This window comes from Streptomyces sp. ISL-99 (assembly GCF_018614005.1).
Lineage (GTDB): Bacteria > Actinomycetota > Actinomycetes > Streptomycetales > Streptomycetaceae > Streptomyces > Streptomyces flavidovirens.
The window spans coordinates 14,719-35,364 of the sequence record NZ_JAGGPC010000004.1; the positions used below are offsets into that span (position 1 = coordinate 14,719).

20 protein-coding genes are annotated in these 20,646 nt (G+C 71.0%); 8 read left to right on the plus strand and 12 right to left on the minus strand.

What is annotated here, in order from left to right; all coding sequences use genetic code 11:
• The first annotated feature begins 191 nt into the window (after positions 1-191).
• Entirely contained in the window at positions 192-1,088 is an 897-nt protein-coding gene (locus tag J7E91_RS02080; protein WP_214898594.1) for a hypothetical protein, read from the plus strand.
• Positions 1,089-1,201: 113 nt separating this feature from the next.
• On the opposite strand, the gene J7E91_RS02085 is transcribed toward J7E91_RS02080, so the two are convergent.
• From J7E91_RS02085 to J7E91_RS02125, 9 genes are all read right to left on the minus strand, one after another.
• Positions 1,202-1,372 (minus strand): hypothetical protein, encoded by a 171-nt coding sequence (locus tag J7E91_RS02085; protein ID WP_214898595.1) that lies wholly within the window; start codon positions 1,370-1,372, stop codon positions 1,202-1,204.
• Positions 1,373-1,408: 36 nt separating this feature from the next.
• Positions 1,409-1,765 carry a PRC-barrel domain-containing protein gene (locus J7E91_RS02090; RefSeq protein ID WP_214898596.1) on the minus strand — a complete coding sequence of 119 codons (357 nt, stop codon included), beginning with the start codon at positions 1,763-1,765 and terminating at the stop codon, positions 1,409-1,411.
• A gap of 117 nt (positions 1,766-1,882) precedes the next feature.
• Positions 1,883-2,380 carry a VanZ family protein gene (locus J7E91_RS02095; protein WP_308375968.1) on the minus strand — a complete coding sequence of 166 codons (498 nt, stop codon included), beginning with the start codon at positions 2,378-2,380 and terminating at the stop codon, positions 1,883-1,885.
• A 407-nt stretch (positions 2,381-2,787) separates the two neighbouring features.
• Positions 2,788-3,771: a YihY/virulence factor BrkB family protein gene (locus tag J7E91_RS02100; protein ID WP_214898598.1), complete on the minus strand. Its 984-nt coding sequence runs from the start codon at positions 3,769-3,771 to the stop codon at positions 2,788-2,790.
• A 309-nt stretch (positions 3,772-4,080) separates the two neighbouring features.
• Complete coding sequence (locus tag J7E91_RS02105; RefSeq protein WP_214898599.1) at positions 4,081-4,650, minus strand: tellurite resistance TerB family protein; 570 nt, start codon at positions 4,648-4,650, stop codon at positions 4,081-4,083.
• A 109-nt stretch (positions 4,651-4,759) separates the two neighbouring features.
• The gene (locus tag J7E91_RS02110) at positions 4,760-5,626 is read right to left on the minus strand and encodes an ABC transporter permease (RefSeq protein ID WP_214898600.1); all 867 of its coding nucleotides are present in this window, start codon (positions 5,624-5,626) and stop codon (positions 4,760-4,762) included.
• The gene (locus J7E91_RS02115; RefSeq protein ID WP_214898601.1) at positions 5,623-6,639 is read right to left on the minus strand and encodes an ATP-binding cassette domain-containing protein; all 1,017 of its coding nucleotides are present in this window, start codon (positions 6,637-6,639) and stop codon (positions 5,623-5,625) included. Before J7E91_RS02115 ends, J7E91_RS02110 begins: the two co-directional genes overlap by 4 nt.
• Positions 6,640-6,729: 90 nt before the next feature.
• Positions 6,730-7,170 carry a hypothetical protein gene (locus tag J7E91_RS02120; RefSeq protein WP_214898603.1) on the minus strand — a complete coding sequence of 147 codons (441 nt, stop codon included), beginning with the start codon at positions 7,168-7,170 and terminating at the stop codon, positions 6,730-6,732.
• Positions 7,171-7,248: 78 nt separating this feature from the next.
• A complete protein-coding gene (locus tag J7E91_RS02125; RefSeq protein ID WP_214898605.1) occupies positions 7,249-8,655 on the minus strand; it encodes a PLP-dependent aminotransferase family protein in 1,407 nt (468 codons plus the stop codon).
• A gap of 59 nt (positions 8,656-8,714) precedes the next feature.
• On the opposite strand from J7E91_RS02125, the gene J7E91_RS02130 reads away from it, so the two are divergent.
• The 3 genes from J7E91_RS02130 to J7E91_RS02140 all read left to right on the plus strand — a co-directional run bounded on the left by J7E91_RS02130 (position 8,715) and on the right by J7E91_RS02140 (position 11,969).
• Positions 8,715-9,509, plus strand: a complete 795-nt coding sequence (locus J7E91_RS02130; RefSeq protein ID WP_214898607.1) for an alpha/beta fold hydrolase — start codon at positions 8,715-8,717, stop codon at positions 9,507-9,509.
• Positions 9,510-9,607: 98 nt separating this feature from the next.
• Positions 9,608-9,868 carry a DUF2630 family protein gene (locus J7E91_RS02135; RefSeq protein ID WP_214898609.1) on the plus strand — a complete coding sequence of 87 codons (261 nt, stop codon included), beginning with the start codon at positions 9,608-9,610 and terminating at the stop codon, positions 9,866-9,868.
• 130 nt (positions 9,869-9,998) lie between these two features.
• On the plus strand, positions 9,999-11,969 hold the full coding sequence (locus J7E91_RS02140) for an FUSC family protein (RefSeq protein WP_214898611.1): 1,971 nt from the start codon (positions 9,999-10,001) through the stop codon (positions 11,967-11,969).
• Between the two features lie 405 nt (positions 11,970-12,374).
• Here the strand turns inward: J7E91_RS02140 and J7E91_RS02145 are convergent, their stop codons facing one another.
• Positions 12,375-12,593: a hypothetical protein gene (locus J7E91_RS02145; RefSeq protein ID WP_214898613.1), complete on the minus strand. Its 219-nt coding sequence runs from the start codon at positions 12,591-12,593 to the stop codon at positions 12,375-12,377.
• Positions 12,594-12,613: 20 nt separating this feature from the next.
• Complete coding sequence (locus J7E91_RS02150) at positions 12,614-13,012, minus strand: RNA-binding S4 domain-containing protein (RefSeq protein WP_214898615.1); 399 nt, start codon at positions 13,010-13,012, stop codon at positions 12,614-12,616.
• Between the two features lie 196 nt (positions 13,013-13,208).
• Here J7E91_RS02150 and J7E91_RS02155 point away from each other — a divergent pair, with 196 nt between their 5' ends.
• Together J7E91_RS02155 and J7E91_RS02160 are read left to right on the plus strand one after the other, a co-directional pair.
• A complete protein-coding gene (locus tag J7E91_RS02155) occupies positions 13,209-14,684 on the plus strand; it encodes an APC family permease (RefSeq protein WP_214898617.1) in 1,476 nt (491 codons plus the stop codon).
• A gap of 32 nt (positions 14,685-14,716) precedes the next feature.
• Positions 14,717-15,712, plus strand: coding sequence for a hypothetical protein (locus tag J7E91_RS02160; RefSeq protein ID WP_251015058.1), 996 nt, complete (start codon positions 14,717-14,719; stop codon positions 15,710-15,712).
• Positions 15,713-15,915: 203 nt separating this feature from the next.
• On the opposite strand, the gene J7E91_RS02165 is transcribed toward J7E91_RS02160, so the two are convergent.
• Entirely contained in the window at positions 15,916-17,970 is a 2,055-nt protein-coding gene (locus J7E91_RS02165; RefSeq protein ID WP_214898619.1) for a PhoX family phosphatase, read from the minus strand.
• Positions 17,971-18,158: 188 nt separating this feature from the next.
• Between J7E91_RS02165 and J7E91_RS02170 the strand changes: the two genes are divergently transcribed.
• Complete coding sequence (locus J7E91_RS02170; RefSeq protein ID WP_214898621.1) at positions 18,159-18,515, plus strand: barstar family protein; 357 nt, start codon at positions 18,159-18,161, stop codon at positions 18,513-18,515.
• 113 nt (positions 18,516-18,628) lie between these two features.
• Positions 18,629-20,539 carry a VWA domain-containing protein gene (locus tag J7E91_RS02175; RefSeq protein ID WP_214898623.1) on the plus strand — a complete coding sequence of 637 codons (1,911 nt, stop codon included), beginning with the start codon at positions 18,629-18,631 and terminating at the stop codon, positions 20,537-20,539.
• Positions 20,540-20,646: the final 107 nt, after the last annotated feature.

Below are 20,646 nucleotides of genomic sequence, written 5' to 3' on the forward strand. Positions count from 1 at the left end.
CACCGCAGCGCAGTGCCCTCACCCTCCGGTGGGGGCATTTCGCTGGGCATATGCGGGAGTTGGGCGCGGTGCTGTACGGTGACCGCATCATCACGCTTCGTGTCCGTCCGGACGCGGGGCGGTCCCCGGCGGTGCTACCAACACCAATCCGAGGACCTTCACCATCGAGGACTGATCAAGGAGTCCCGAGGATGCTTCGGCATGCTATCGCGCCCCTTCGGCGCTACACCAAGGCTTCGCACGACGTCGTGCAGCACCCGCGTCTCAACAGCGACGCGAAGATCCTGCTTCTGTACGTACAGGGGCTCCCCGAGGGCGCGGCCGAGAGGCCGCTGAGCGCGCACGCGGAGCGGCTCGGGATCAAGGGCCGGGCGTACCAGAAGGTCAAGCAACTCCTCACCGCTTGTGGGTTCTTGCACGAGTGGCGGCACCAGAACGAGCGCGGCCGGTGGGTGACGGATCAGCTCCTCGCCAACGTCCACCTCACCACCGAGGAGGCGGCGGCCGTCCGCGACGGCGGCGTACCGAGTACGCACATGCGGACGGTCGGTGAACCGGCACCTCAGGTGGTCGGTGACTCCCCTTCAGGGGATAACAACAGAGAGAAGAACGCTCCCAACCCACCCCCCGAGCCTCCGCAGGACGATCCGGAACGGGCCGCCGCCGAGGACGTCTTGCTGTCTCTGCGGCAGTCGCGCCGCGAACTGCACCTGGGGGAGAGCGAGGCCCGTACGCTCTCCACGATCGCGGCCGACTGGCTGCGCAGAGGCATCAGCCCAGCCGACCTGCGTTACGCGCTGACCAGCGCGCTGCCGCCGAACGGTGTCCGGTCCGCCGTCGGGTTCCTGCGGCACCGCCTGACGGTGAAGATGCCGCAGGAGCGGGCCCTCGTACCCCGGACGCCCGACGGACCCCCGCGGACGGACCGCCTGCCGAGGCCGCTCATCACCTGCGAGGGGCCCGGCCCCGAACACGTCTTCCGCCCCCTGGCCGACGAGACGCAGTGCGGCCACTGCCGCCAGGAAGCGGCCTGGCAGACCCACCTCGCGAAGTACCCGCCCCTCGTCCCGGCCCCGGCCACAAGCTGATGTCCACTGTGGACGTGATCGACCGGAGGCTGTCGCCCAGGCACACGCCGACGACCCCTGACGTCGGGCGGGAATCAGGGGCCGTGGCAGTTGGGATCCTGGGCTGTCCGGCGTTATCGGATGGGGCGGCGGCCGGAGCGCCGGGACCAGCGCACCGCGATGAAGGCCACAGCGGCCACGAGGACCACGATGCCGATGATCAGCAGGTAGAACAGCCCCTCCACCACCACGCCGACGATTCCCAGCACGACGGCGACCAGAACGAGAAACAGGAACAGAGCCATGGCACGAACCCTTCCTTCGGGATGAGCGCGGGGCGGTCAGCGGCGCGCGAGTTGCCTCTCGCCGCCCGCGCCCGGCTGGTAGGTCAGGTCGTAGTGCTGGAAGATCGCTTCCTCGGCCTCGGCGGGCAGGATGTCGTCCATGCCGAGCGTGGGCGCCTTCTTCACCAGCGCCTTGTCGTAGGAGACCTTGACGTAGTCCGGTCCCAGGATCGCCTCGTCGAGGGGCACGAAAGCCAGCTGATGACGGGTGGGAAGTCCGATACGGACCGTGGCCATGGCCGGTTCGTCGGTGGTGGTGTCCACGTAGATGGCTTCGAGCACGCCGATCTTGCGGCCCTTGGGGTCGACGACGATGTGGTTGCGCCACTCACGGATATCGGCCGCATGGATCATGGTCTGTCCTTCTCACTCTGCTCTGTCGTCCGGTTCCTTCAGCCCTATCAGGATGCCCCTGGGGAAACGGATCACGGTGATTGCTTCGGCGAGCTGGTCGCGGCTGAGAAGGCTCAGTTATGCCGGATCCTCAGCAGTCACCGGGCGTTTGGTGAATCGGTGCCACCAGGGGCGGCGCCGGGGATGCACTGCACGGCCCAACCGGAGGCCGATCAGCAGGTAACCCAGAAGAGCACCTGTGGTGTTGAGCAGAACGTCATCGATGTCGAAGGTACGCCCGATGATAAGGGCGCCTTGGACGAGTTCCACGAGGAGCATCACGAGAGCAGTGACCACCGCTACCCGGACCAGCCCTCGCGTTCGGGGCACCAGCACCGGCAGCAGGACACCGAACGGCACGCCCATCACGATATTGCCGCCGAGCTGCTTGACCGTGTCAAGGGACGCGGGCTGGGCGAGATAGGCCCGGATGGAGTCACCAGGGCGCAGATTACTGTGCGTCAACGGTACGGATGCCGCCGACGGTTCCAGCGTCAGCCGGGCCAGCACCACCGCGAATCCCACCATCGCTGCGAAGGCCAGCAGCATGGCCAGTACCCGGCCGAGCACGGACATGGGGGATTTTCCGGAAACCCGGTCTTCGGGTTCCGTCGCGGTCTTATCACGCAGGATCGTCCGCGCCATTACAAGCTCCTAGCCACATTGGTTTGCTTGGACGTTCCGATATCCGCGACGTGAAGCGGCAGGCGCTGCGCGGGGGTCCGTCCCGGTCCGAAGATGTCAGCGTGCACGCAGGCAGAGCATGCGGCGTAGCAGCGCGTCGTCAGTCTCCTCAACGACCGGGGGGGGCACTGGTCACCGGCAGACCAGTTGAGTGTGTCATGCTCTCAGCCTTTTCCAACCTCACAAGTGCCGATGCGGGTCTTCTGTGGCATGCGGCGTGACGGGATGGGCAGCGGTTGTCAGTGGCACTGGCTACGGTGCCTGGCGTACTGGTCGTCGCTTTGCCTATGCCCTGCTGGTCACTGACGGCGGAGTTTGGCCAGTTCGGCGTTGAACTGGGCGCCGGTGAGGAGAGCCAGGTTGGACAGCCACAGCCACACCAGGAAGACGATGATCCCGGCGAGCGACCCGTACAGCCGGTTGTAAGTGCCGACGTGCGAGACGTAGAGGGCGAAGCTGGCGGAGGCGGCGAGCCACAGGGCCACGGCCAGAGCGTCTCCCACAAGCCTCTGCCGCACCCCGCGTGTCCCGGCCGGGCCCGAGCGGAACAGCACCAGCACCAAGATGGCGACCAGGCACAGCAGGAGCGGCCATTTCAGCGCGTTCCATGCGGTGCCGGCCATGCTGCGCATGCCTACGAGCCGGCCGACGGTGTGGGCCGCTTCGCCGGACAGGATGAGCACCAGGGCGCTGGAAACCAGAAGCATCAGCAGCACCACGGCGGTCATCACCAGCCGTGGTCCCGTCCTCCACGCCGGGCGCAGGTCCTCAACGCCGTGCATGACGTGCAGGGCTCGGCGGAAGACCCCCAGATAGCTGGAGGCGGACCACAGGGCGCCGATCGTGCCGAAGACGGCCAGCGTCCAAGCGGCTGTGTGCTGCTCCGCCATGCCCCGCAACGTGCTCTGCATGGCGGGGCGGGACTCGGTCGGCACGAGAGCGATCATGTTACTGATCAGGTTGTCGGTGGTCGAGGCGCCGACGATTCCCAACAGTGAGACCGTGACGAGGAACGTCGGGAAGAGCGCGAGCACCGCGTAATACGTGAGGGCGGCGGCGAAGTCGGTCACGTTGTCGTTCCACACCGAGGCGGGGGTCCGGCGGAGCGCGGTACCGATGTGCTGCCAGCCCGGCAGGTCGCGCGCGTACGTCGGGGGCGGCAAGGGCGGTGTGGTTGCCTGGCGTGTCTGCACGTGGTGTGCAGGGTTCTCTGTACTGGAGCGGGGCAGCGGTGCGCGGTCGGCACCGCCCGGCTCGGGCGCAGGCGTTGGCGAGCTGCTCATCAGGCGGGCGCCTCCCCCTCATGCCATGTGCCGTCGTCCGGCTCCTGTGGGCACGGTTCCCCGGCATCTGTTCGTTCCGCGGAACTTATCCGCTGCTCCGCCGGACAGCCAACTCCCTCACCTTTCAGGGCTTCAAGATCAACAACTGGCGGCACTACGAACAACGACTGGTACGACGCCGGCGTCGAGTGGCAGCTCGTGCGGTCGGCCGATCCGGGGCGCGTCGTCTACGAGGACGCGCACCAGATCGTCGTCGTCCCGCACGGCTGAGGGGAGCCAACCGGCAACCTGGCCGGTGGCGCGTACCGCTCAGATGCCGAACTCCGTGGGCGGCACACCGAGAGCGGCGCAGGCCTCGCGGATGGCGTACTGCTCGGACGGCTCGAAGTGCCCGTCCGCGCCGGCGACCACGATGCCGGTCTGGATGACCGCGCGGGCCTCCGCGGGCTTCTTGGCGGCCTTGCCGATCACCTTCAGCGCCTCGGCCTTGCCCAGGTCGAAGTTGGCCAGGAGCTGATCCACATGCTGGTTGAAGCGCTGGCGGAGCTGGTCCGCCGGGAAGTTCTGCAGGACCTCGTTGGAGACGATCAGCTCCTCCACGCGCTGCCGCTCCGCCGGCTCCACCTGCCCGTCGGCCGCCGCCACCAGTGCGCACATCGCCATGCTGGCGTCCCGGTAGGCGCCGCTCTTGAGCTCGGACTTGACCGACGCGAGCTGGGTCTTGAACAGCCCGACGAGCTGGGCCTTGGACCCGCCGGAAGCCGAGCCCGAGCCCGAGCCGTGGGTCCCGCTCTGCCCGTGCCCCCCGCCCGTGCCCCGCGCGCTCTGGGACTGCTGGAAGCTCTTGGCCTGGTCCTTGATCCGGTCCCACATCACCATTGGTGCCACCTCGGCTTGTACGGCTGTCGATTGCCTTCGCGATCTGTCAGGTGAACGTCCAACGAAGCGACCGGGTTCCCGGATGGCAAAGGTGGAGTAAAGAAGGCCGTCACTTGCGGTTGTAGAGCCGCATCGTCACCGTGCCGAAGACGGCCAGCAGCACCGCCGACCAGCCCAGCGTCCAGCCGATGTCGGCGGCCGGCCAGTTGCCCGCCATCAGTTCCCGCACCGCCGTCGCCACATGGGTCACCGGACTGTTGTTGACGAACGCCTGGAGCCAGCCCGGCATCGTCCTCGGGTCGACGAAGACATTGCTCAGGAACGTCAGCGGGAAGATCACCATCATGCTGACGCCCATCACCGACTTCTCGGTGCGCAGCAGCAGGCCGAACATCGTCCAGATCCACGAGAACGCGAACGAGAAAATCATCAGCAGCGCGACGCCCGCGACGACGCCCAGTGCGCCGCCGTGCGGGCGGTAGCCGATGAGCAGGCCGACCGCCAGCATCACGACGGACGCGATCAGATAGCGGATCACGTCACCGAGCAGGTAGCCGACCATCGGCGCCGGGCGCCAGATCGGCAGGGTACGGAAGCGGTCGAAGACACCTTTGGCGATGTCGGTGTTGACGGCGACACCCGTGTACATCGTGATCATCACGATGCTCATGGTGAGGATGCCGGGCAGCAGGAACTGGATGTACTCCGCGACCGACCCGGCCAGCGCCCCGCCGAAGAGGTACGCGTACATCAGCACCATCATGATCGGGAAAGCCGTGACGTCGAAGAGCTGCTCCGGCACATGCTTGATCTTGAGCATGGCGCGCCAGCCGAAGGTCAGGGACGCGGAGAGCGCGCTCGGGCGCGGCGGGCGGTCCTTGCTCACGAGCAGTGCGGCGAGCTCCTGCGCCTTCGGAGCCCGGAAAGTGAGTTCGTCGGGGCCCTGGCCCTTGTCCTTGGTCGCGACGGTGCTCATGCCCGCACTCCTGTCGTCGGGTCGTTCGTCTTGTCGCTCTTCTTGCTCCGGTCGGTCAGCGCCAGGAAGACCTCGTCCAGGCTGGGCTGCCCCAGGGCGAAGTTGTCGACCGTGATGCCCGACGAAGCGAGCTCCGACAGCGCCCGCGCCGCCTGTTCCGCCGCGCCGAGGTCGCTCGCGTGCCCGTTGACTGTCGCCGTCAGGGCGACGGGGTCCGGATCGAGCTGTACGGCGGCGTTCAGCGCCCGCCGCAGGACTTGCTCGGCCTGCGTGCGCTGTGCGGGATCGCGCAGGCGCAGGTGTACGGAGCCGGAGCCGACCGACGCCTTGAGCTCGCCCTTCGTTCCCTCGGCGATGACCTTGCCGTGGTCGATCACGGCGATACGGGACGCCAGGTGGTCGGCCTCGTCCAGGTACTGCGTGGTCAGCAGCACCGTCGTGCCCTGGGCCACCACCGCCCGGACGATGTCCCAGACCTGGTTGCGGCTGCGCGGGTCGAGGCCGGTCGTCGGTTCGTCGAGGAAGAGCAGGTCGGGGGTGTTGAGGATGCTGGCGGCGATGTCGATACGGCGCCGCATGCCGCCCGAGTAGTTCTTGATCTGCCGGTCGGCCGCCTCGGCGAGTCCGAAGGCCTCCAGGAGCTGGGCCGACCTGGCGCGTGCGGCGGGCTTGGAGTGGCCGAGGAGGCGGCCGAGGAGCACGAGGTTCTCCGTACCGGTCAGGTCCTCGTCGACCGACGCGTACTGGCCGGTGAGGCTGACTCTGCCGCGTACCGCGTCGGCTTCCCGCACCACGTCCTTGCCGAACACGTGGGCCTCGCCGCCGTCGGGGCGCAGCAGCGTCGCGAGCATCTTCACGGCGGTGGTCTTGCCGGCGCCGTTGGGCCCCAGTACGCCGTACACGGTGCCGGCCGGCACGGCCAGGTCTATGCCGTCGACGGCCCGGTTCTCACCGAACACTTTGACCAGGCCCGCTGTCTCGATGGCGAGCTCCGGGCCGGGGTGTCCACTCATGTCTTCCGCCCCTCCGAGGGGTCGTCGGATCGTCTTACCCAGTGTTGACCGCCCCGGGGCCCGGAAGTAATCGTCCTTTTGTCCTACGGCTCACTCCCGCGTGTAGAAGACGTAGAACGCCGCCGCCCCCAGCCCGGCCCCGGCCGCCCCTCCGACGATCACGGAGTCGAGGATGCTGTTGCCGGCCAGGCTGTGGAGAAAGCCGAGCGCGACGCCGAAAAGCGCTCCGTAGGCGGCGGCGCGGACCAGGGGGATCAGCGCGCCCCCGGTGCGTCCGAGGAGGAAGCACAGGGCCGCCACGACCACGGCGCACAGCACACCGAAACCGACGTTCCAGCCGGTGATCGGGCCGGCGTCGCGGGCGAGGAAGGACGCGTAGATTCCGTACACCACGCCGAGTACCACCGGCACGATGCCCCGGTGGCGTCGTACGCCGGAGCCGGCGCCGGATCCGGTCGGTTCGGTTGATTCCGGTTCTGACGACCTGACCGGCCTGCGTGACCGGCCCGGGATCGCCGCATGTCCAGCCATCGCAGCACTCCTTCCGCAGCGCACACACACCGCCCTCGCTACCAGGTCACACCCGTGGGAGGTGGTCGGCAAGTGGATCTACGGGCCGCCGGGCGGGCCCTGTGCCGCCAGCTCCGCGAGTGTTTCCAGCGCGTACGACAGGACGTCGCGCGGCGGCGACGCCAGGCCGATCCGCACCGCGTCCGCAGCGGTGTGCGGCGGTACGGCGAAGGCCTGGCCGGGGGTGATCGCGATGCCGCGTGCCGCGGCCGCCGCGACGAAGGTGTCCGTACGCCAGGAAGCGGGCAGCTCCCACCAGCAGTAGTACGCGCGGAGGTCCGTGCGGATGCGGAAGCCGCCGAGGTGGCGCTGTACGAGGCGGTGGCGGGCCGCGGTGTCCGCGCGCTTGGCGGCGGTGACGGTGGCCACCGTGCCGTCCGTGATCCAGCGGGTGGCGGCCTCCAGGTTGAAGCGGGCGGCGGTCCAGGCGCCGGAGCGCAGGGCGTCCGCCAGCAGGCCGGTGTGGTCGGTGGGGGCGACCAGGAAGCCGGTCGTCAGGCCGGGGGCCAGGCGCTTGGAGAGGCTGTCGACGAGGACCGTGCGGGCGGGTGCGTGGGCGGCCAGGGGAGCGGGGGCTTCGGCGGCGAGGAAGGCCCAGGTGGTGTCCTCGACCGCGCCGATGTCCAAGTGCGCGCAGGCTTGGGCCAGTTCGGCCCTTCGTTCCTCGCTCATCGTCACCGACGTCGGATTGTGCAGGGTCGGCTGTACGTACACCGCGCTGAGCGGCGCGCTCCGGTGCGCGGCGTACAGCGCCTCGGGGCACAGGCCGTCACCGTCCGCCGCGATCGCGACCAGACTCACCCCGAGCCGCTCCGCGACCGCCTTGACCAGCGGATACGTCAGCGCCTCGACGCCGAGCCGACCCCCCGGGCGTACGAACGAGGCAATGGCCGCGGCGATGGCCTGCCGGCCGTTGCCCGCGAAGAGCAACTGTCCGGCGTCCGGCCGCCAGCCGCCCCTGGCCAACAGGGACGCCGCCGCCTCCCGTGCCTGGGGGGTGCCGTCGGCGGCGGCCGGGCGGGTGGCCGCTTCGAGTACGTCGGGGCGCAGGAGGCCGGCGAGCGACTGCGCCATGAGCTGCGACTGGCCTTCCGCCACGGGGTAGTTGAGCTCCAGGTTGACCGTGGGGCGGGCGGCGGGGCTCCCCGTTGCCGCCGGCTCCTCCGCGAGCGCGTGTCCGGGTGACGGCGGCGCGGCCCGTACGAACGTGCCGCGGCCCACCTCGCCGACCGCGAGGCCCCGCCGCACCAGTTCGCCGTACACCCGGATCGCGGTGGAATTCGCGATCCGGCGGCTGCGGGCGAAGGCGCGCTGCGTGGGCAGCCGGTCGCCGGGCCGCAGCCGGCCCGCGGCGATCTCGGCGGCCACCTGATCGGCCACCCGCCGGAAGTCCTGCGCCACGGCCACCACTCCCCAGTCCCCGCTTGCCGTCCATATCCAGCACATTGCACCGAGAGCAAAGATCCTATTGCACCGAGCAGTTGACCGCGCCTAGCCTCCTCGACATGGCAACCGCACAGCTTGCAGCAGCCGGCGGCATCACCGTCGGCTACACCGATGAGGGCAGCGGCTCTCCTCTCGTCCTCGTCCACGGCCACCCCTTCGACCGCACCATGTGGGCCCCCCAGATCGACGCCTTCGCCGCCACCCACCGCGTGATCGCCCCCGACCTGCGCGGTTACGGCGAGAGTGAGGTCGTCGCGGGCCTCACCCCGCTCTCCACCTTCGCCGCGGACATCGCGGCCCTCCTCGACCACCTCGGCGTCGAGCGCGCCGTACTCGGCGGGCTCTCCATGGGCGGCCAGATCGTGATGGAGTACTACCGCCTCTTTCCCGGGCGCGTCACCGGCCTGGTCCTCGCCGACACCTTCCCCGCCGCCGAGACGGAGGACGGAAAGCGGTCGCGCAACGCCGCCGCCGACCGCCTCCTCGCCGAGGGCATGAAGGGGTACGCCGACGAGGTGCTGGACAAGATGGTCGCCCCGTACAACACCGAGGCGGCGGACCGCGTCCACCGCATGATGACCGCCACCTCCCCCGAGGGCGCGGCGGCCGCCCTGCGCGGGCGGGCCGAGCGGCCCGACTACCGCGACCTGTTGACCCGCGTGCGCGTCCCCACCCTGGTCGTCGTGGGGCGTGACGACACGTACACGCCCGTGGCGGACGCCGAGGCGATGCATGCAGCGATCCCCGGCTCGACGCTCGCCGTCATCGAGTCGGCGGCCCATCTGCCCAACCTGGAGCGTCCTGAGGCCTTCAACGCCGCGCTCCGCGCCCACCTCGCGGGACAGGACCACTGATCGCCGTGCCGCTGAGCTGCACAGCGGCCCCAGGTGTGCTGGGGTGGGTGAGAGGTGGACCCGAACGATCCGACGGAGGCGAGTCCGCCATGGAGAACATGGACGACAGGAAAGACGCCAACCAGAAGATTCTCGACAACATCAACAGTCTGGTCGGTGAGGAGCGCGAACTGCGCGAGCGTTCCACCCGGCAGCTGGGACTCGACGACGCCGAGCGCGCCCGGCTGAAGGCGGTGGAGGTGCAGCTGGACCAGTGCTGGGACCTGCTGCGCCAGCGGCGCGCGAAGTCGGAGTTCGGCGAGGACCCGGGCGAGGCGCGGGTGCGGCCGGCGGACGAGGTGGAGAACTACAAGAGCTGAGCCCCGCATCTTGAGTCCCGCATCTCTGAGTCCCGCATCTCTGAGTCCCGCATCTTGTCCACAGCCTGTGGAGAAGTTTCGGATCAGGCGGAGACTTGCATAAGGAGATCAGTTTCGATCTGTTTAGGGCATGGCTGAGCAGAGAGCAGGGGGTCGGCTGACGCCGCCCGAGTGGCTGACACAGGGGCTGCGGCCCCAGTCGGCGCCCGTGCCGTGGGCCGCCGTCGTGCGGGCCGGGATCGCGATGTCCGCTCCGCTCGCCGTCGGATTCGCCGTCGACGAGCCGACGTACGGCGCGCTCGTGTCGATGGGCGCGCTCGCCGGCGTCATCGGCGACACCGCCGACGCGTACCGGATGCGCCTGCTCAACATCGCCGTACCGCAGCTCTTCGGCGCGATCGGCGTCACGCTGGGAACGCTCGCGTACGGGCACGGGTGGCTCGCCGTCGGAGTCCTGACGTTCGTCGCCCTCGTGTCCGGGATGATCTCGACGATCGGCGCGGTCGCGTCCGTGTCCGGGCTGCTGCTCCTGCTCCAGGCGGTCGTCGGAGCGGGGCTGCCGATGCCGGACCCCTGGTGGACGGCGCCCCTGCTGCTGACCCTGGGCGGCCTTTTCGTCCTCGTACTGACGCTGATCGCCTGGCCGCTGCGGGGCGGGGTGCCGGAGCGGGACGCGGTCGCGGACACGTACCGGGCGGTTGCCGGGCTGCTGGAGGCGGCGGGGCGGGACACGCAGACGTACGACGCGAGCCGTCAGGCCGTCACCCAGGCCCTGAACACGGCGTACGACCTGGTCCTGGCCCGGCGGGCCCGCGACCACGGGCGGCGGAGTCCGCTCGTACGGCTGCTCGCGCAGCTCAACGTCGTCGTACCGCTCGTCGAGTCGGCGCCCGCCGCGCATCTGCGGGGACGGCCGCTGCCGCCCGAGATCCCGGCCGCCGTACGGGAGCTGGCCGACGCGGTCGCGCAGAGCCGCACGGGCGGCGTTTCCGAGCTGGAACTGCACCTGCCCGAGCCGACGTCGCAGTCCGGGCGCGCCGTCGACCACGCGCTGCGGCACGCGGCCGCCGTCGTACTGAGCGCGGACCCCGACGCCGGCACCCTCGACGACCGGCTCGGCCGTCCGGCGGCGCTCGGCGCACGGGTCCGCCGCGCCACCCGGAACGTGCTGCTGTCCAAGGCGTCCTGGCGCTACGGGCTGCGGCTCGCCCTGTGCATCGGCCTGGCGCAGGCGCTGGTCTCGCTGATCGCCGTGCCGCGCTCGTACTGGGTGGCGCTGACAGTGGTGTTCGTACTGAAGCCGGACTTCGGGTCGGTGTTCTCGCGGGCCGTGCAGCGGGCGTTCGGGACGGCGCTGGGGCTGGTGGTCGCGGCGGCGGTTCTGGCGGAGCTGGAGCGGGGGTGGTGGGACGTACCGGTGATGCTGGTGCTCGCGGCGCTCATCCCCGCGTTCACGGCGAAGGGGTACGCGTTCCAGACGGCGGCCATCACGCCGGTCATCCTGCTGCTGTCGGACATTCTGAACCACCAGGGGTTCGGGCTGGTCCTGCCGCGTCTGTACGACAGCCTCATCGGATGCGCGATCGCGCTGCTGGCCGGGTATCTGCTGTGGCCGGAGAGCTGGAACACGCGGGTGGGGGCGCGGCTCGCGGACACGGTGGCGGACACGGCGGGCTACGTGGAGTGCGCGTTCGGTCCCCCGGACCCGCTGGGCGAACGCCAGCGGCAGCGGCTGCGGCGCCGGCTCTACCGGGACCTGTCCGTCGTACGCTCCGAATTCCAGCGGGCGCTGACCGAGCCCCCGCCGACCGGGCCCCGGGCGGCGGCGTGGTGGCCGCTGGTGGTCGCGACCGAGCGGATCGTGGACGCGACGACGGCGGCGCGGGTCCGGATCAACCACGGGGCGCAGCCGCCGGACGAGGCGGAAGTGGCCGACGTGGCACAGGAGCTGCGCGAACTGGCGGCCGGCCTCCGGACGAGCGACACCCTGGTAGAGGTAAGAACGGACCTCCCCCGCGACGACGAATCAGTCCTGGCCCCCCTGCGCCAGGAGGTAGCGGCGGCAAGGGCGGTAGCTTCACCGGCGCGGCCGCGGGGGTAGTGGCCGGGGCCAGAGGCCCTGGGCTTCGGGGTCGGTGCCGCGCCGGGGCGTCTCCTCGGGCGTCGAACGTTCGGGTAGGTGTGGGTTCGTTCGCGGGGGTTGCGTTCAACGCCCTGCGGGGAGCGCCCCGGCACGTCCCCTCACCGGTGACGTGGCAGGTGAGCCGGGGCCGGGCGTGCCCGCCGGCGGTTGCCGCAATCGCGGCAACTCCAGCCCCTCCGGCGTTTGAGAAGCGGGGTCTGGGGCCGTGCCCCGACTGGTCGCCCACCCCCGCCACTCCAGCCCCTCCGGCGTTTGAGGAGCGGGGTCTGGGGCGGAGTCCCTCACGCGGCGGAGCCGCAAAGTGTCACAGCGGGAAGGGGCGGGGCGGGGAAAGGCCCGCGCAGCGGATCGCGCCCGCACCGACTAGAACAGCGGGAGCTGGCCGGGGAACGGGGGTAGTTCGTAGCCGTCCAGGGTGCGCTGCGTCGCAGCGGGTGGCGCGGGGCGTTTCGATCCCGCGCACAGCGTCAGTTCCGCCGCGGCGGCCCGCGTGCGCGGATCGTGGCGTACGAAACGGCCCGCGACGACCGCGACCTCACGGCCACAGACCGGGCACGGACGGCGCGGAGAAGTCGACGACATGTGCCTCACTCTGCCAGCCGTCAGCCGGCCGCCGGCTTCGGCCCCTGAAGCCGTTCCATCTCGCGCCGGTCGCGCTTCGTCGGGCGCCCCGCACCCCGGTCCCGCACCGCGACCGGTGCGACGAACTCGCGGGGCGGAGGCGGCGGGCTGTTGTCGACGTAGCACTCGGCCGCCGCGGGGGCGCCCACGCGCTTGCGGATGATCCGCGAGACGACGACGATCCGCTCCCGCCCGGCGTGGAACAGCCGCACCTCGTCGCCCGCCTTCAGCGCGTGCGCCGGCTTGACCCGCTCGCCGCCGACGCGGACGTGGCCCGCCTTGCAGGCCGCCGCCGCCTGGGCGCGGGTCTTGGTGAGCCGTACGGACCAGATCCAGACGTCGATACGTACGGTCCCGGTATTCACGTCGTCCGAAGCCATGCCACCGAGGGTACGACCGCCGGAAGCTCCGTGCCCGCTTCCCCGCCGACCGCACTACTATGCGCACCATCTCCCGCCCGGAGGGGGCTCCTCCGCTCCGGGCCCACATCTCTGACTTGTCGCCAAATGTCGTGCCGTACAACGAGGACAGAGGATTCCCGTTGTGCCCGGCACACCTCCGGAAGTTGAGAACAGCATGATCCGCAACTCCGGCAGAGGGCTCCAGCCCAACGCCCTCGGCACCTTCGAAACGATCGTGATGGCCGTCGCGGGCAGCGCCCCCGCCTACTCCCTCGCCGCCACCACCGCCGTGCTCGTCGGAGCCGTCGGCCTCGCCAGTCCGGCCGCGCTGCTGTACTGCGCGATACCCATGCTCGGCATCGTCCTGGCCTTCGGCCGCCTCGGCCGCATCGACGTGAACGCGGGCGCCACCTACTCGTGGGTGGGCCGGACCCTGCACCCGTTCCTCGGCTTCATCAGCGGCTGGGCGCTCGTCGTCGCCGCCACCATCTTCATGGTCGCCGGATCGCTTCCCGCAGGTCAGATGACCCTTTCCCTGTTCGACCCGGACCTCGCGTCCAACACCGCGCTCGCCACCACGGCCGGCGCCGGCTGGTTCCTGCTGATGCTCGCCGTCGTACTCGGCGGCGCCCGCCTCTCCGCCCGCGCCCAGTTGCTGGTGTCCGGTGTCGAGCTCCTGATCCTCGTCCTCTTCCTGGTCGGCGCCCTCTTCCACCGGGGTTCAGCAGCCGCCTTCGAATGGTCGTGGCTCGGCTTCAGCCACTTCGACGGCCTCACCGGCTTCGCCGCCGGCACCCTGATCGCCGCCTTCTACTACTGGGGCTGGGACGTCACCAGCAACCTCAGCGAGGAGACCCGCAACAGCCGCCGCACCGCCGGGCTCGCCTCGCTCGTGGGCGTAGGCGTCGTCTTTGTTCTCTTCGTCGTCTTCACGATCGCCATCAACATCATCCTGACGACCGAGCAGATCTCGGCCCACGACACCAACGTGCTCGCGGTCCTCGGCGACGCGATCTGGCCGGGCATCGGCGGCAAGCTGATGGTCCTGGCCGTGGTGCTCTCCACCATCGCCACCCTCGAAACCACCCTGATCCAGGTCACGCGCTCGCTCTTCGCGATGGGCCGCGACCGTACGATGCCGGCCGCGCTCGGCCTCGTACACCGCCGGTGGAACACCCCGTGGGTCGCCGTCGCGGTTGTGGGGACGGTCGCGCTCGTTCTTTTCGTCGCCTCGAACGCGCTCGGCTCGACCGAGGAGATCATGTCCGACGCGCTCGCGGCGATCGGCCTCCAGACCACGCTGTATTACGGGCTCGCGGGGCTCGCCGCCGTCGTCGCCTACCGCAAGACGCTGCTCGCCTCACCGAAGGACTTCCTCCTCGGCGGGGCCTGGCCGCTGCTCGGCTCGCTGTTCATGTTCTGCGTCTTCGCGGCCTCCCTCACCGAGCTCAGCGCGGCGGCGATCGCGATCGGCCTCGGCGCCCTGGCGGTCGGCGTCGTCCCGATGCTCTGGTACTGGCGGCAGGGCAGCACGTACTACAGCCCCGCGCGGCTCGACGCCACCCGCGCCATCGAGATCGAGGCGGTGCACGTCAACTCCGGTGCGGAACGCGGCGATTACGCGGACGCCGGCCTCCCCACCGACTTCTGACCGTCTCTTCTCTCCGAGCAGGAGGTGTCCCGATGGCCGCACTCCGCCGCCGCTTCTCTTCCGGCTCCGGCTCCGGCTCCGGTCCCCGTGCCGGTTCCGCACCCGACTTCGACCCGGACTTCGGCGACCGGCCGCTGACCGCGGCCCGGCAGGACATCGTCATCGGCCGCTGGCAGGGCGTACGCGATCTGCTGCACGCGACCGGCGACAACTGGCCCCTGCGCACCCACCGGCTGCGCCTGCTCTCGTACGCGGCGGCGGCGAGCTCCGTGGTCGAGGCGTGGCGGGCGGCCGAACCGGACAACCCGGACGCCGCCGTGCTGCGGGCCGCCACCGAGGTCGTACGCGTCTTCAACCAGGCCATCGAGGCGGGACGCGGCACCGAGGTCGACCGCACTCGTATCGACGTGGCTGTGATGGCCTGTCTGAGCGCCGCCGACGCCCGGCCCGCCGATCCGATGCCGTGGGTGTCGCTGCTGACGGTCGCGCGGCTGTACGGCGACGGGGTCGGCCGGGCGGAGCTGCGCGAGTGGTGGGAGGAGCTGCGGCGCCGCGACCCGTACAACATCGAGGGCCATGTGCAGCTGCTGCGCTACCACTCGGCGCGCTGGCACGGCACGCACGGCCGGATGTACGACTTCGCCCGCGACGCGGCGGGCGCGGCTCCCGAGGGGTCGCCGCTGCCGGTGCTGGTGCAGATCGCGCGGGTGGAGGAGTACCGGTACATCGCGGCGGCGGCGAAGGGCCGGCCGGTGCGCGGCTTCGACCAGCACTGGCACCACGAGCTGGCGGTGACGGAGGTACGCCGGACGAGGGAGCGGTGGCTGGGCGGGCGGACGCCGGGGCCGGTGGCGCCGGAGGAGGTCGGCGAGCTGAACTATCTCGCGCATGCGGCGTGTTACGCGGGCCTGCCGGGGGAGGCCCGCGAGGTGTTCGCTCTGCTCGGCGGGCGGGCGGCGCTGGTGCCGTGGTCGTACACGGGGGATGCGCGGGAGCAGTACGTGAGGTGGCGGGGGCAGGTGGGGTAGGGGGAGTGCGTGCGGCTGCGCGGGGCGCGCGTGGGCATGCCGCTGCGCGGGGCTTGTTCCCCACCCCGTCCCTTCCCGAACTGGGGGCAAGCCCCCAGACCCGCGGACGCCCTGCGGTCGTGTCCTCAAACGCCGGACGGGCTGGATGGTTGCCGCAACGCGGCACTGTCCAGCCCCTCCGGCGACGCCCGCCCCCGCCCGGCCTACACGCCGATGTCGCGGCCGTCCTTGCGGTAGACCGCCACCACCGACGGGCGGACGAGCTTGCCGGGGCCGTCCGGCCACGCCGACGCCGGCTTCTCGACGCTCGCGCCGTCGACCTCGCCCGGGTGCTGGACCGAGACGAGAACGCGGCGGTCCTGGATGACCGGCCCGCAGGTCTCCGCACCCTTCGGCACGGTCAGGAACTGCTTCAGCTCACCGCGCCGCTCCCCGCGCGTCGCCACGCCGAACAGGCCGTCGTGGGAGCCGAGCTGGTTGCCGTCCGTGGAGAGCCACAGGTTGCCGTGCGGGTCGAAGGCCACGTTGTCCGGGCACGAGATCGGGCTGACTCTGTCCTTCGGGAAGCCCGCGAAGTACGTCGCCGGGTCGTCCGGGTCGCCCGCGACCAGGAAGAGCCGCCAGGCGAAGCCGTCCGAGGCGGGGTCGTCCCAGTGCTCGGCGAGTTCGAGCACCTGGCCGTGCTTGTTGAGGTTGCGCGGGTTGGCCTCGTCGGCACCCGCCTTGCCGGCCTTGCCGCGGTCGGTGTTGTTCGTGAGCGCGACGTACACGCGGCCGGTGCGGGGGCTCGGCTCGACGTCCTCCGGGCGGTCCATCTTGGTCGCCCCGACCTTGTCCCCTGCCACGCGGGTGAAGACGTACACCTCTTCGGCGGTCATGCCGGGGACGTGCGAGGTCTTACCGGTGGCGAGCGGGATCCAGACGCCGCTGCCGTCGAACTCGCCGTCGTTGGGGAGCTTGCCCGTGCCGTCGATCTCGGCGGCTGGGCTGTCGCCGGTGAGCTTGGCGACGTACAGCGTGCCCTCGTCGAGGAGGGTGAGGTTGTGCTCGCGGGCGGCCCGCGAGGTGCCCTTCTTCATCCGCTTCGACGACACGAACTTGTAGAAGTAGTCGAAGCGCTCGTCGTCGCCCATGTAGACGACGGGGCGGCCGTCGGCGGTCAGGCGGGGCTGGGCGGCCTCGTGCTTGAAGCGGCCGAGCGCGGTGTGCTTGCGGGGCGTGGAGTCGGGGTCGTACGGGTCGAGCTCGACGACCCAGCCCTGGCGGTGGGACTCGTTCGGCTCCTGCTTGACGTCGAAGCGCTTGTCGAAGAGCTCCCACTTGCGCTCGGTGGCGCCGGTGGAGATGCCGTAACGCTTGTCGGTGGCGCTGGAGCCGTTGGCGAAGTACTGGTTGAAGTTCTCCTCGCCGTGGAGCGTGGTGCCCCAGGGGGTGGTGCCTCCGGCGCAGTTGTTGAGCGTACCGAGGACCTTCGTGCCGGTCGGGTCGGCGGACGTCTTCAGGAGGTCGCCGCCGGCGGCGGGGCCGGTCAGCCGGAACTCGGAGGTCGTGTGGAGGCGGCGGTTCAGGTGGTGGCGGGTGACCGGCGTGAGCTTGCCGGACTTGCGCTCCTCCTGGACGACGACGACGGACAGGCCGTGCGCGGCCCAGGCGGTCTCGACCTGCTCGCGGGTGGGCTTGGCCGGGTCGTACCCCTTGAACATCAGGATCTCGTCCGTGTACTCGTGGTTGGCCACGAGTACCTGGCGGCCGTGCTCGCCGGGCAGCGGGAGCAGGGAGAGGAAGTCGTTGTTGTAGCCGAACTGGCCGGCCTGCGCCTTGCCGGACTGCTTGTCCGGGTCGAAGGCGGGGGCGCCGCGGAGGATGGGCTCACCCCACCGGATGACGACGTTCTGGGCGTAACCGTCCGGGACGGTGACGGCGTCGGTGGTGTTGGGCGCGACGGCCGCGAAGCGGAGCCCGCGGGCGCCGTCCGTCCTGCCGGCCGGAGGCTTACGCGTGCTGTCGGCGGCCACGGCCCGGTTGGCACCGGGGCCGGCGAGGGCGGAGGTCCCGGCGGCTGCTGCGACAGTCACCACGGCGGCGGCGCGCATCATCGATCGTCTCGACAGAGCGCCGGCTATGACGTCGCCGGCGTACTCGTTGTCGCTGGTGTTCGGGACGTCCTGGAAACAGGCGTCTCCGCACCGGTAGCGGCAGGTCAGCGCGGAGCGCCCACCCGAGTGCGGCGAGTTGAGCAGCGGCAGCAGATTGCGCACGGACCCCTCCATATGGGCTGTGGCTGTACGGGCTGTGGTGCGGCGCGCCCTGCGCCGACACGGTGGTCGGAATGTCTCCGGCCGTGACGTTAGGGGCGTACGTGCGCGGTCCGGCGGCCTTCGGGTGAACGTGAGGTGAATGCGGGACGGCCGGGCGAAAGTTGACTTGACGGCTAGGCTCCGGCCTCATGCGCGACGACGACGCCGATGACCTCACGGACGACCTCAGCGACGACCTCAGCGACGACCTCACCGTGGACCTCACCGTGGACCTGCGAGGCCTGCCGCTCGACTCACTCGACGACTTCTGGGACGCGGTGGCCGGGCCGTGCGGGCTGCCGGAGTGGTTCGGGCGGAATCTCGACGCCTGGTGGGACACGATCGAGACGCGTGGCGTCTCGGAAGTGATCGATGCGCATGAGACTTTGGTGGTACGCGCCGACGCGGCCGGTCTGTTCGCGCCGGGCCGGCCGGAGGGGGCGCGTTTGGCATCGGTGTTCGCCGATGCGAGCCGCGCGCGCCTGGAAGTGGAACGGCACGGCTGACCCTCCCGAAGATCGGCGGGCGGGGCCGCTAACCTTACGTGTCCGCCCTGGCCAGGGATCATCCGCCGGGTGCGGGCGTGCATCGCACCCAACTCATGCGAAAGGCCTCGCCCATGGGCATTCGGAGCTTGCTGCGCAAGGTGTTCGGACGCGATCGAGCGGAGAGCAACGAGCAGCCGCCGGCACGGGAGACCTCGGCGGCAGCTTCCGTTCCGTCCCAGGCCGAACGTAAGCCGGACCCGGCCACCGTGCCGGAACCGGAATCCGCGACCGCCGAGGCCAGGGAGACGGTGGCGTCGGTACCGGCCCCGGCCCAGGCCCCGGCCAATGAGGACGAGGCGTCGGCCACGGCGGAGCAGCCGGCCAGGAAGTCGACGCCGGGTATCGCGTCGGACCTGGTGGCGGCGGCCTTCGACAATCCGTCCGCGTCCCGTACGAAGACCCCCTCGCCGGGACCGAACGTCCCGGCCCAGTCCACCCCGTCCACCCCGAAGCCCTCGGCCCCGGTCCCGTCCCAGCCAACGGGGGAATCCAACACCCCGGCAACGGCTGCCGAGCCGAAGCCTGAGGCAGCCACGGCCCCGGCCCCGGCGGAAGCCAGCACGGCCGAGGCCACGAACGCCCCGGCCGCCGCCGAGGCGGAGGCGGAGCCCACCACCGAGGTCGCGGCCGAGACCGAGCCCGAGGCCACGAACGAGCCGGTCGCCGCCGAGGCGGAGACCAAGCCCGAGCCGATCGCCACCGAGCCGCAGGCCGAGGCCGAGGCCGAGCCAGTCGCGGAATCCACCGCGACCGCCGACGCCACCCCGGAGGCCGAGCCCGCCACGGCGGCCACCGAGACAGAGGCGGAGCCGACCGCCGAGGTCACGGCCGAGCCGGTCGCCGCCGCAGGCGAGGAAGCAGCCACAGAGGTTGCATCTCCGGCCCCGGCGGACACCGAGCCGCAGGCCGAGGCCGAGCCGGAGGCGGAGGCGGAGCCGACCGCCGAGGTCACGGCCGAAGCCGGGCCCGAGGCCACGAACGAGCCGGTCGCCGTCGCGACCGAGGCTCAGCCCGAGCCGACCGCCACCCCGGCCACGACCGGCATCGAGCCGGAGACGGTCACGTCCGAGGCCGCCAAGGCCGAGCCGGTCGTGGAGACCGAGGCCGAGGCCGAGGCTGAGCCGCAGCTCACCGTTGCGGCAGTCGCCGTTCCGGAAGCGTCCGCCGAGCCGGAGGCCGAGCCCACCGCCGAGCCGACCGCCGAGGTCGCGGCCGACCCCGCCCCCGACGCCGACGTACAGGCCGAGCCGGTCGCGGAGACCGAGGCCGAGGCCGAGGCTCACGTACAGGCCGAGCCCGAGGCCGGTGACGCTCAGCCCAAGCCGGAGGCCGCCGTTTCGCTCGGGGACGTCGAGTCGCGCGCGCCCTCGCTCGTCGCGCACTACGCGGCCGCCGGTGCCGCACTCGGTGCCGAGCGACTGCACGGGACGCGGGCGGACGTGTACCTGATCCTCGACCGGTCGGGGTCCATGCGGCCGTTCTACAAGGACGGCAGCGCCCAGCACCTCGCCGACCGGACGCTCGCCCTCGCCGCCCACCTCGACGAGAACGCCGCCGTACACGTCGTCTTCTTCTCGACCGACATCGACGGCACCGTCGACGTCAGCCTCGACGCGTACGAAGGGCTCGTGGACAAGGCGCACGCCGCCATCGGGCACATGGGGCGTACGAGCTACCACCGCGCCGTCGAAGAGGTCGTCGCGCACCACGAGAAGTCCGGCAGCGGCCGCCCCGCTCTGGTCGTGTTCCAGACGGACGGGCCCCCGGACGCCAAGGGACCGGCCAAGCAGGCCCTGGCCGACGCCGCCGGCAAGCCGCTGTTCTGGCAGTTCGTCGCGTTCGGCGAGCACGACGCCAAGGGCTTCGACTTCCTGCGGAAGCTCGACGTCCCGAACGCCGCGTTCTTCCACGCCGGCCCCGCCCCGCGCGAGGTCGCGGACGCCGAGCTGTACGCGCAGCTGGTCACCGGCCTCAAGGCGTAAGCAGCGCGCGCCACGGCGAAGGCGGTGCCGGTCCCCCGGGACCGGCACCGCCTTCGCCGTCTCACCCCCCGGTTAAGCGTGTGAGTGGATCATCCATGGACCGTTAG

Coding starts and splice junctions, on each gene's coding strand:
- J7E91_RS02080 (WP_214898594.1), top strand. CDS start 192: ATGCTTCGGCATGCTATCGCGCCCCTTCGGCGCTACACCAAGGCTTCG.
- J7E91_RS02085 (WP_214898595.1), bottom strand. CDS start 1,372: ATGGCTCTGTTCCTGTTTCTCGTTCTGGTCGCCGTCGTGCTGGGAATC.
- J7E91_RS02090 (WP_214898596.1), bottom strand. CDS start 1,765: ATGATCCATGCGGCCGATATCCGTGAGTGGCGCAACCACATCGTCGTC.
- J7E91_RS02095 (WP_308375968.1), bottom strand. CDS start 2,380: ATGTCCGTGCTCGGCCGGGTACTGGCCATGCTGCTGGCCTTCGCAGCG.
- J7E91_RS02100 (WP_214898598.1), bottom strand. CDS start 3,771: ATGAGCAGCTCGCCAACGCCTGCGCCCGAGCCGGGCGGTGCCGACCGC.
- J7E91_RS02105 (WP_214898599.1), bottom strand. CDS start 4,650: ATGGTGATGTGGGACCGGATCAAGGACCAGGCCAAGAGCTTCCAGCAG.
- J7E91_RS02110 (WP_214898600.1), bottom strand. CDS start 5,626: ATGAGCACCGTCGCGACCAAGGACAAGGGCCAGGGCCCCGACGAACTC.
- J7E91_RS02115 (WP_214898601.1), bottom strand. CDS start 6,639: ATGAGTGGACACCCCGGCCCGGAGCTCGCCATCGAGACAGCGGGCCTG.
- J7E91_RS02120 (WP_214898603.1), bottom strand. CDS start 7,170: ATGGCTGGACATGCGGCGATCCCGGGCCGGTCACGCAGGCCGGTCAGG.
- J7E91_RS02125 (WP_214898605.1), bottom strand. CDS start 8,655: ATGTGCTGGATATGGACGGCAAGCGGGGACTGGGGAGTGGTGGCCGTG.
- J7E91_RS02130 (WP_214898607.1), top strand. CDS start 8,715: ATGGCAACCGCACAGCTTGCAGCAGCCGGCGGCATCACCGTCGGCTAC.
- J7E91_RS02135 (WP_214898609.1), top strand. CDS start 9,608: ATGGACGACAGGAAAGACGCCAACCAGAAGATTCTCGACAACATCAAC.
- J7E91_RS02140 (WP_214898611.1), top strand. CDS start 9,999: ATGGCTGAGCAGAGAGCAGGGGGTCGGCTGACGCCGCCCGAGTGGCTG.
- J7E91_RS02145 (WP_214898613.1), bottom strand. CDS start 12,593: ATGTCGTCGACTTCTCCGCGCCGTCCGTGCCCGGTCTGTGGCCGTGAG.
- J7E91_RS02150 (WP_214898615.1), bottom strand. CDS start 13,012: ATGGCTTCGGACGACGTGAATACCGGGACCGTACGTATCGACGTCTGG.
- J7E91_RS02155 (WP_214898617.1), top strand. CDS start 13,209: ATGATCCGCAACTCCGGCAGAGGGCTCCAGCCCAACGCCCTCGGCACC.
- J7E91_RS02160 (WP_251015058.1), top strand. CDS start 14,717: ATGGCCGCACTCCGCCGCCGCTTCTCTTCCGGCTCCGGCTCCGGCTCC.
- J7E91_RS02170 (WP_214898621.1), top strand. CDS start 18,159: ATGCGCGACGACGACGCCGATGACCTCACGGACGACCTCAGCGACGAC.
- J7E91_RS02175 (WP_214898623.1), top strand. CDS start 18,629: ATGGGCATTCGGAGCTTGCTGCGCAAGGTGTTCGGACGCGATCGAGCG.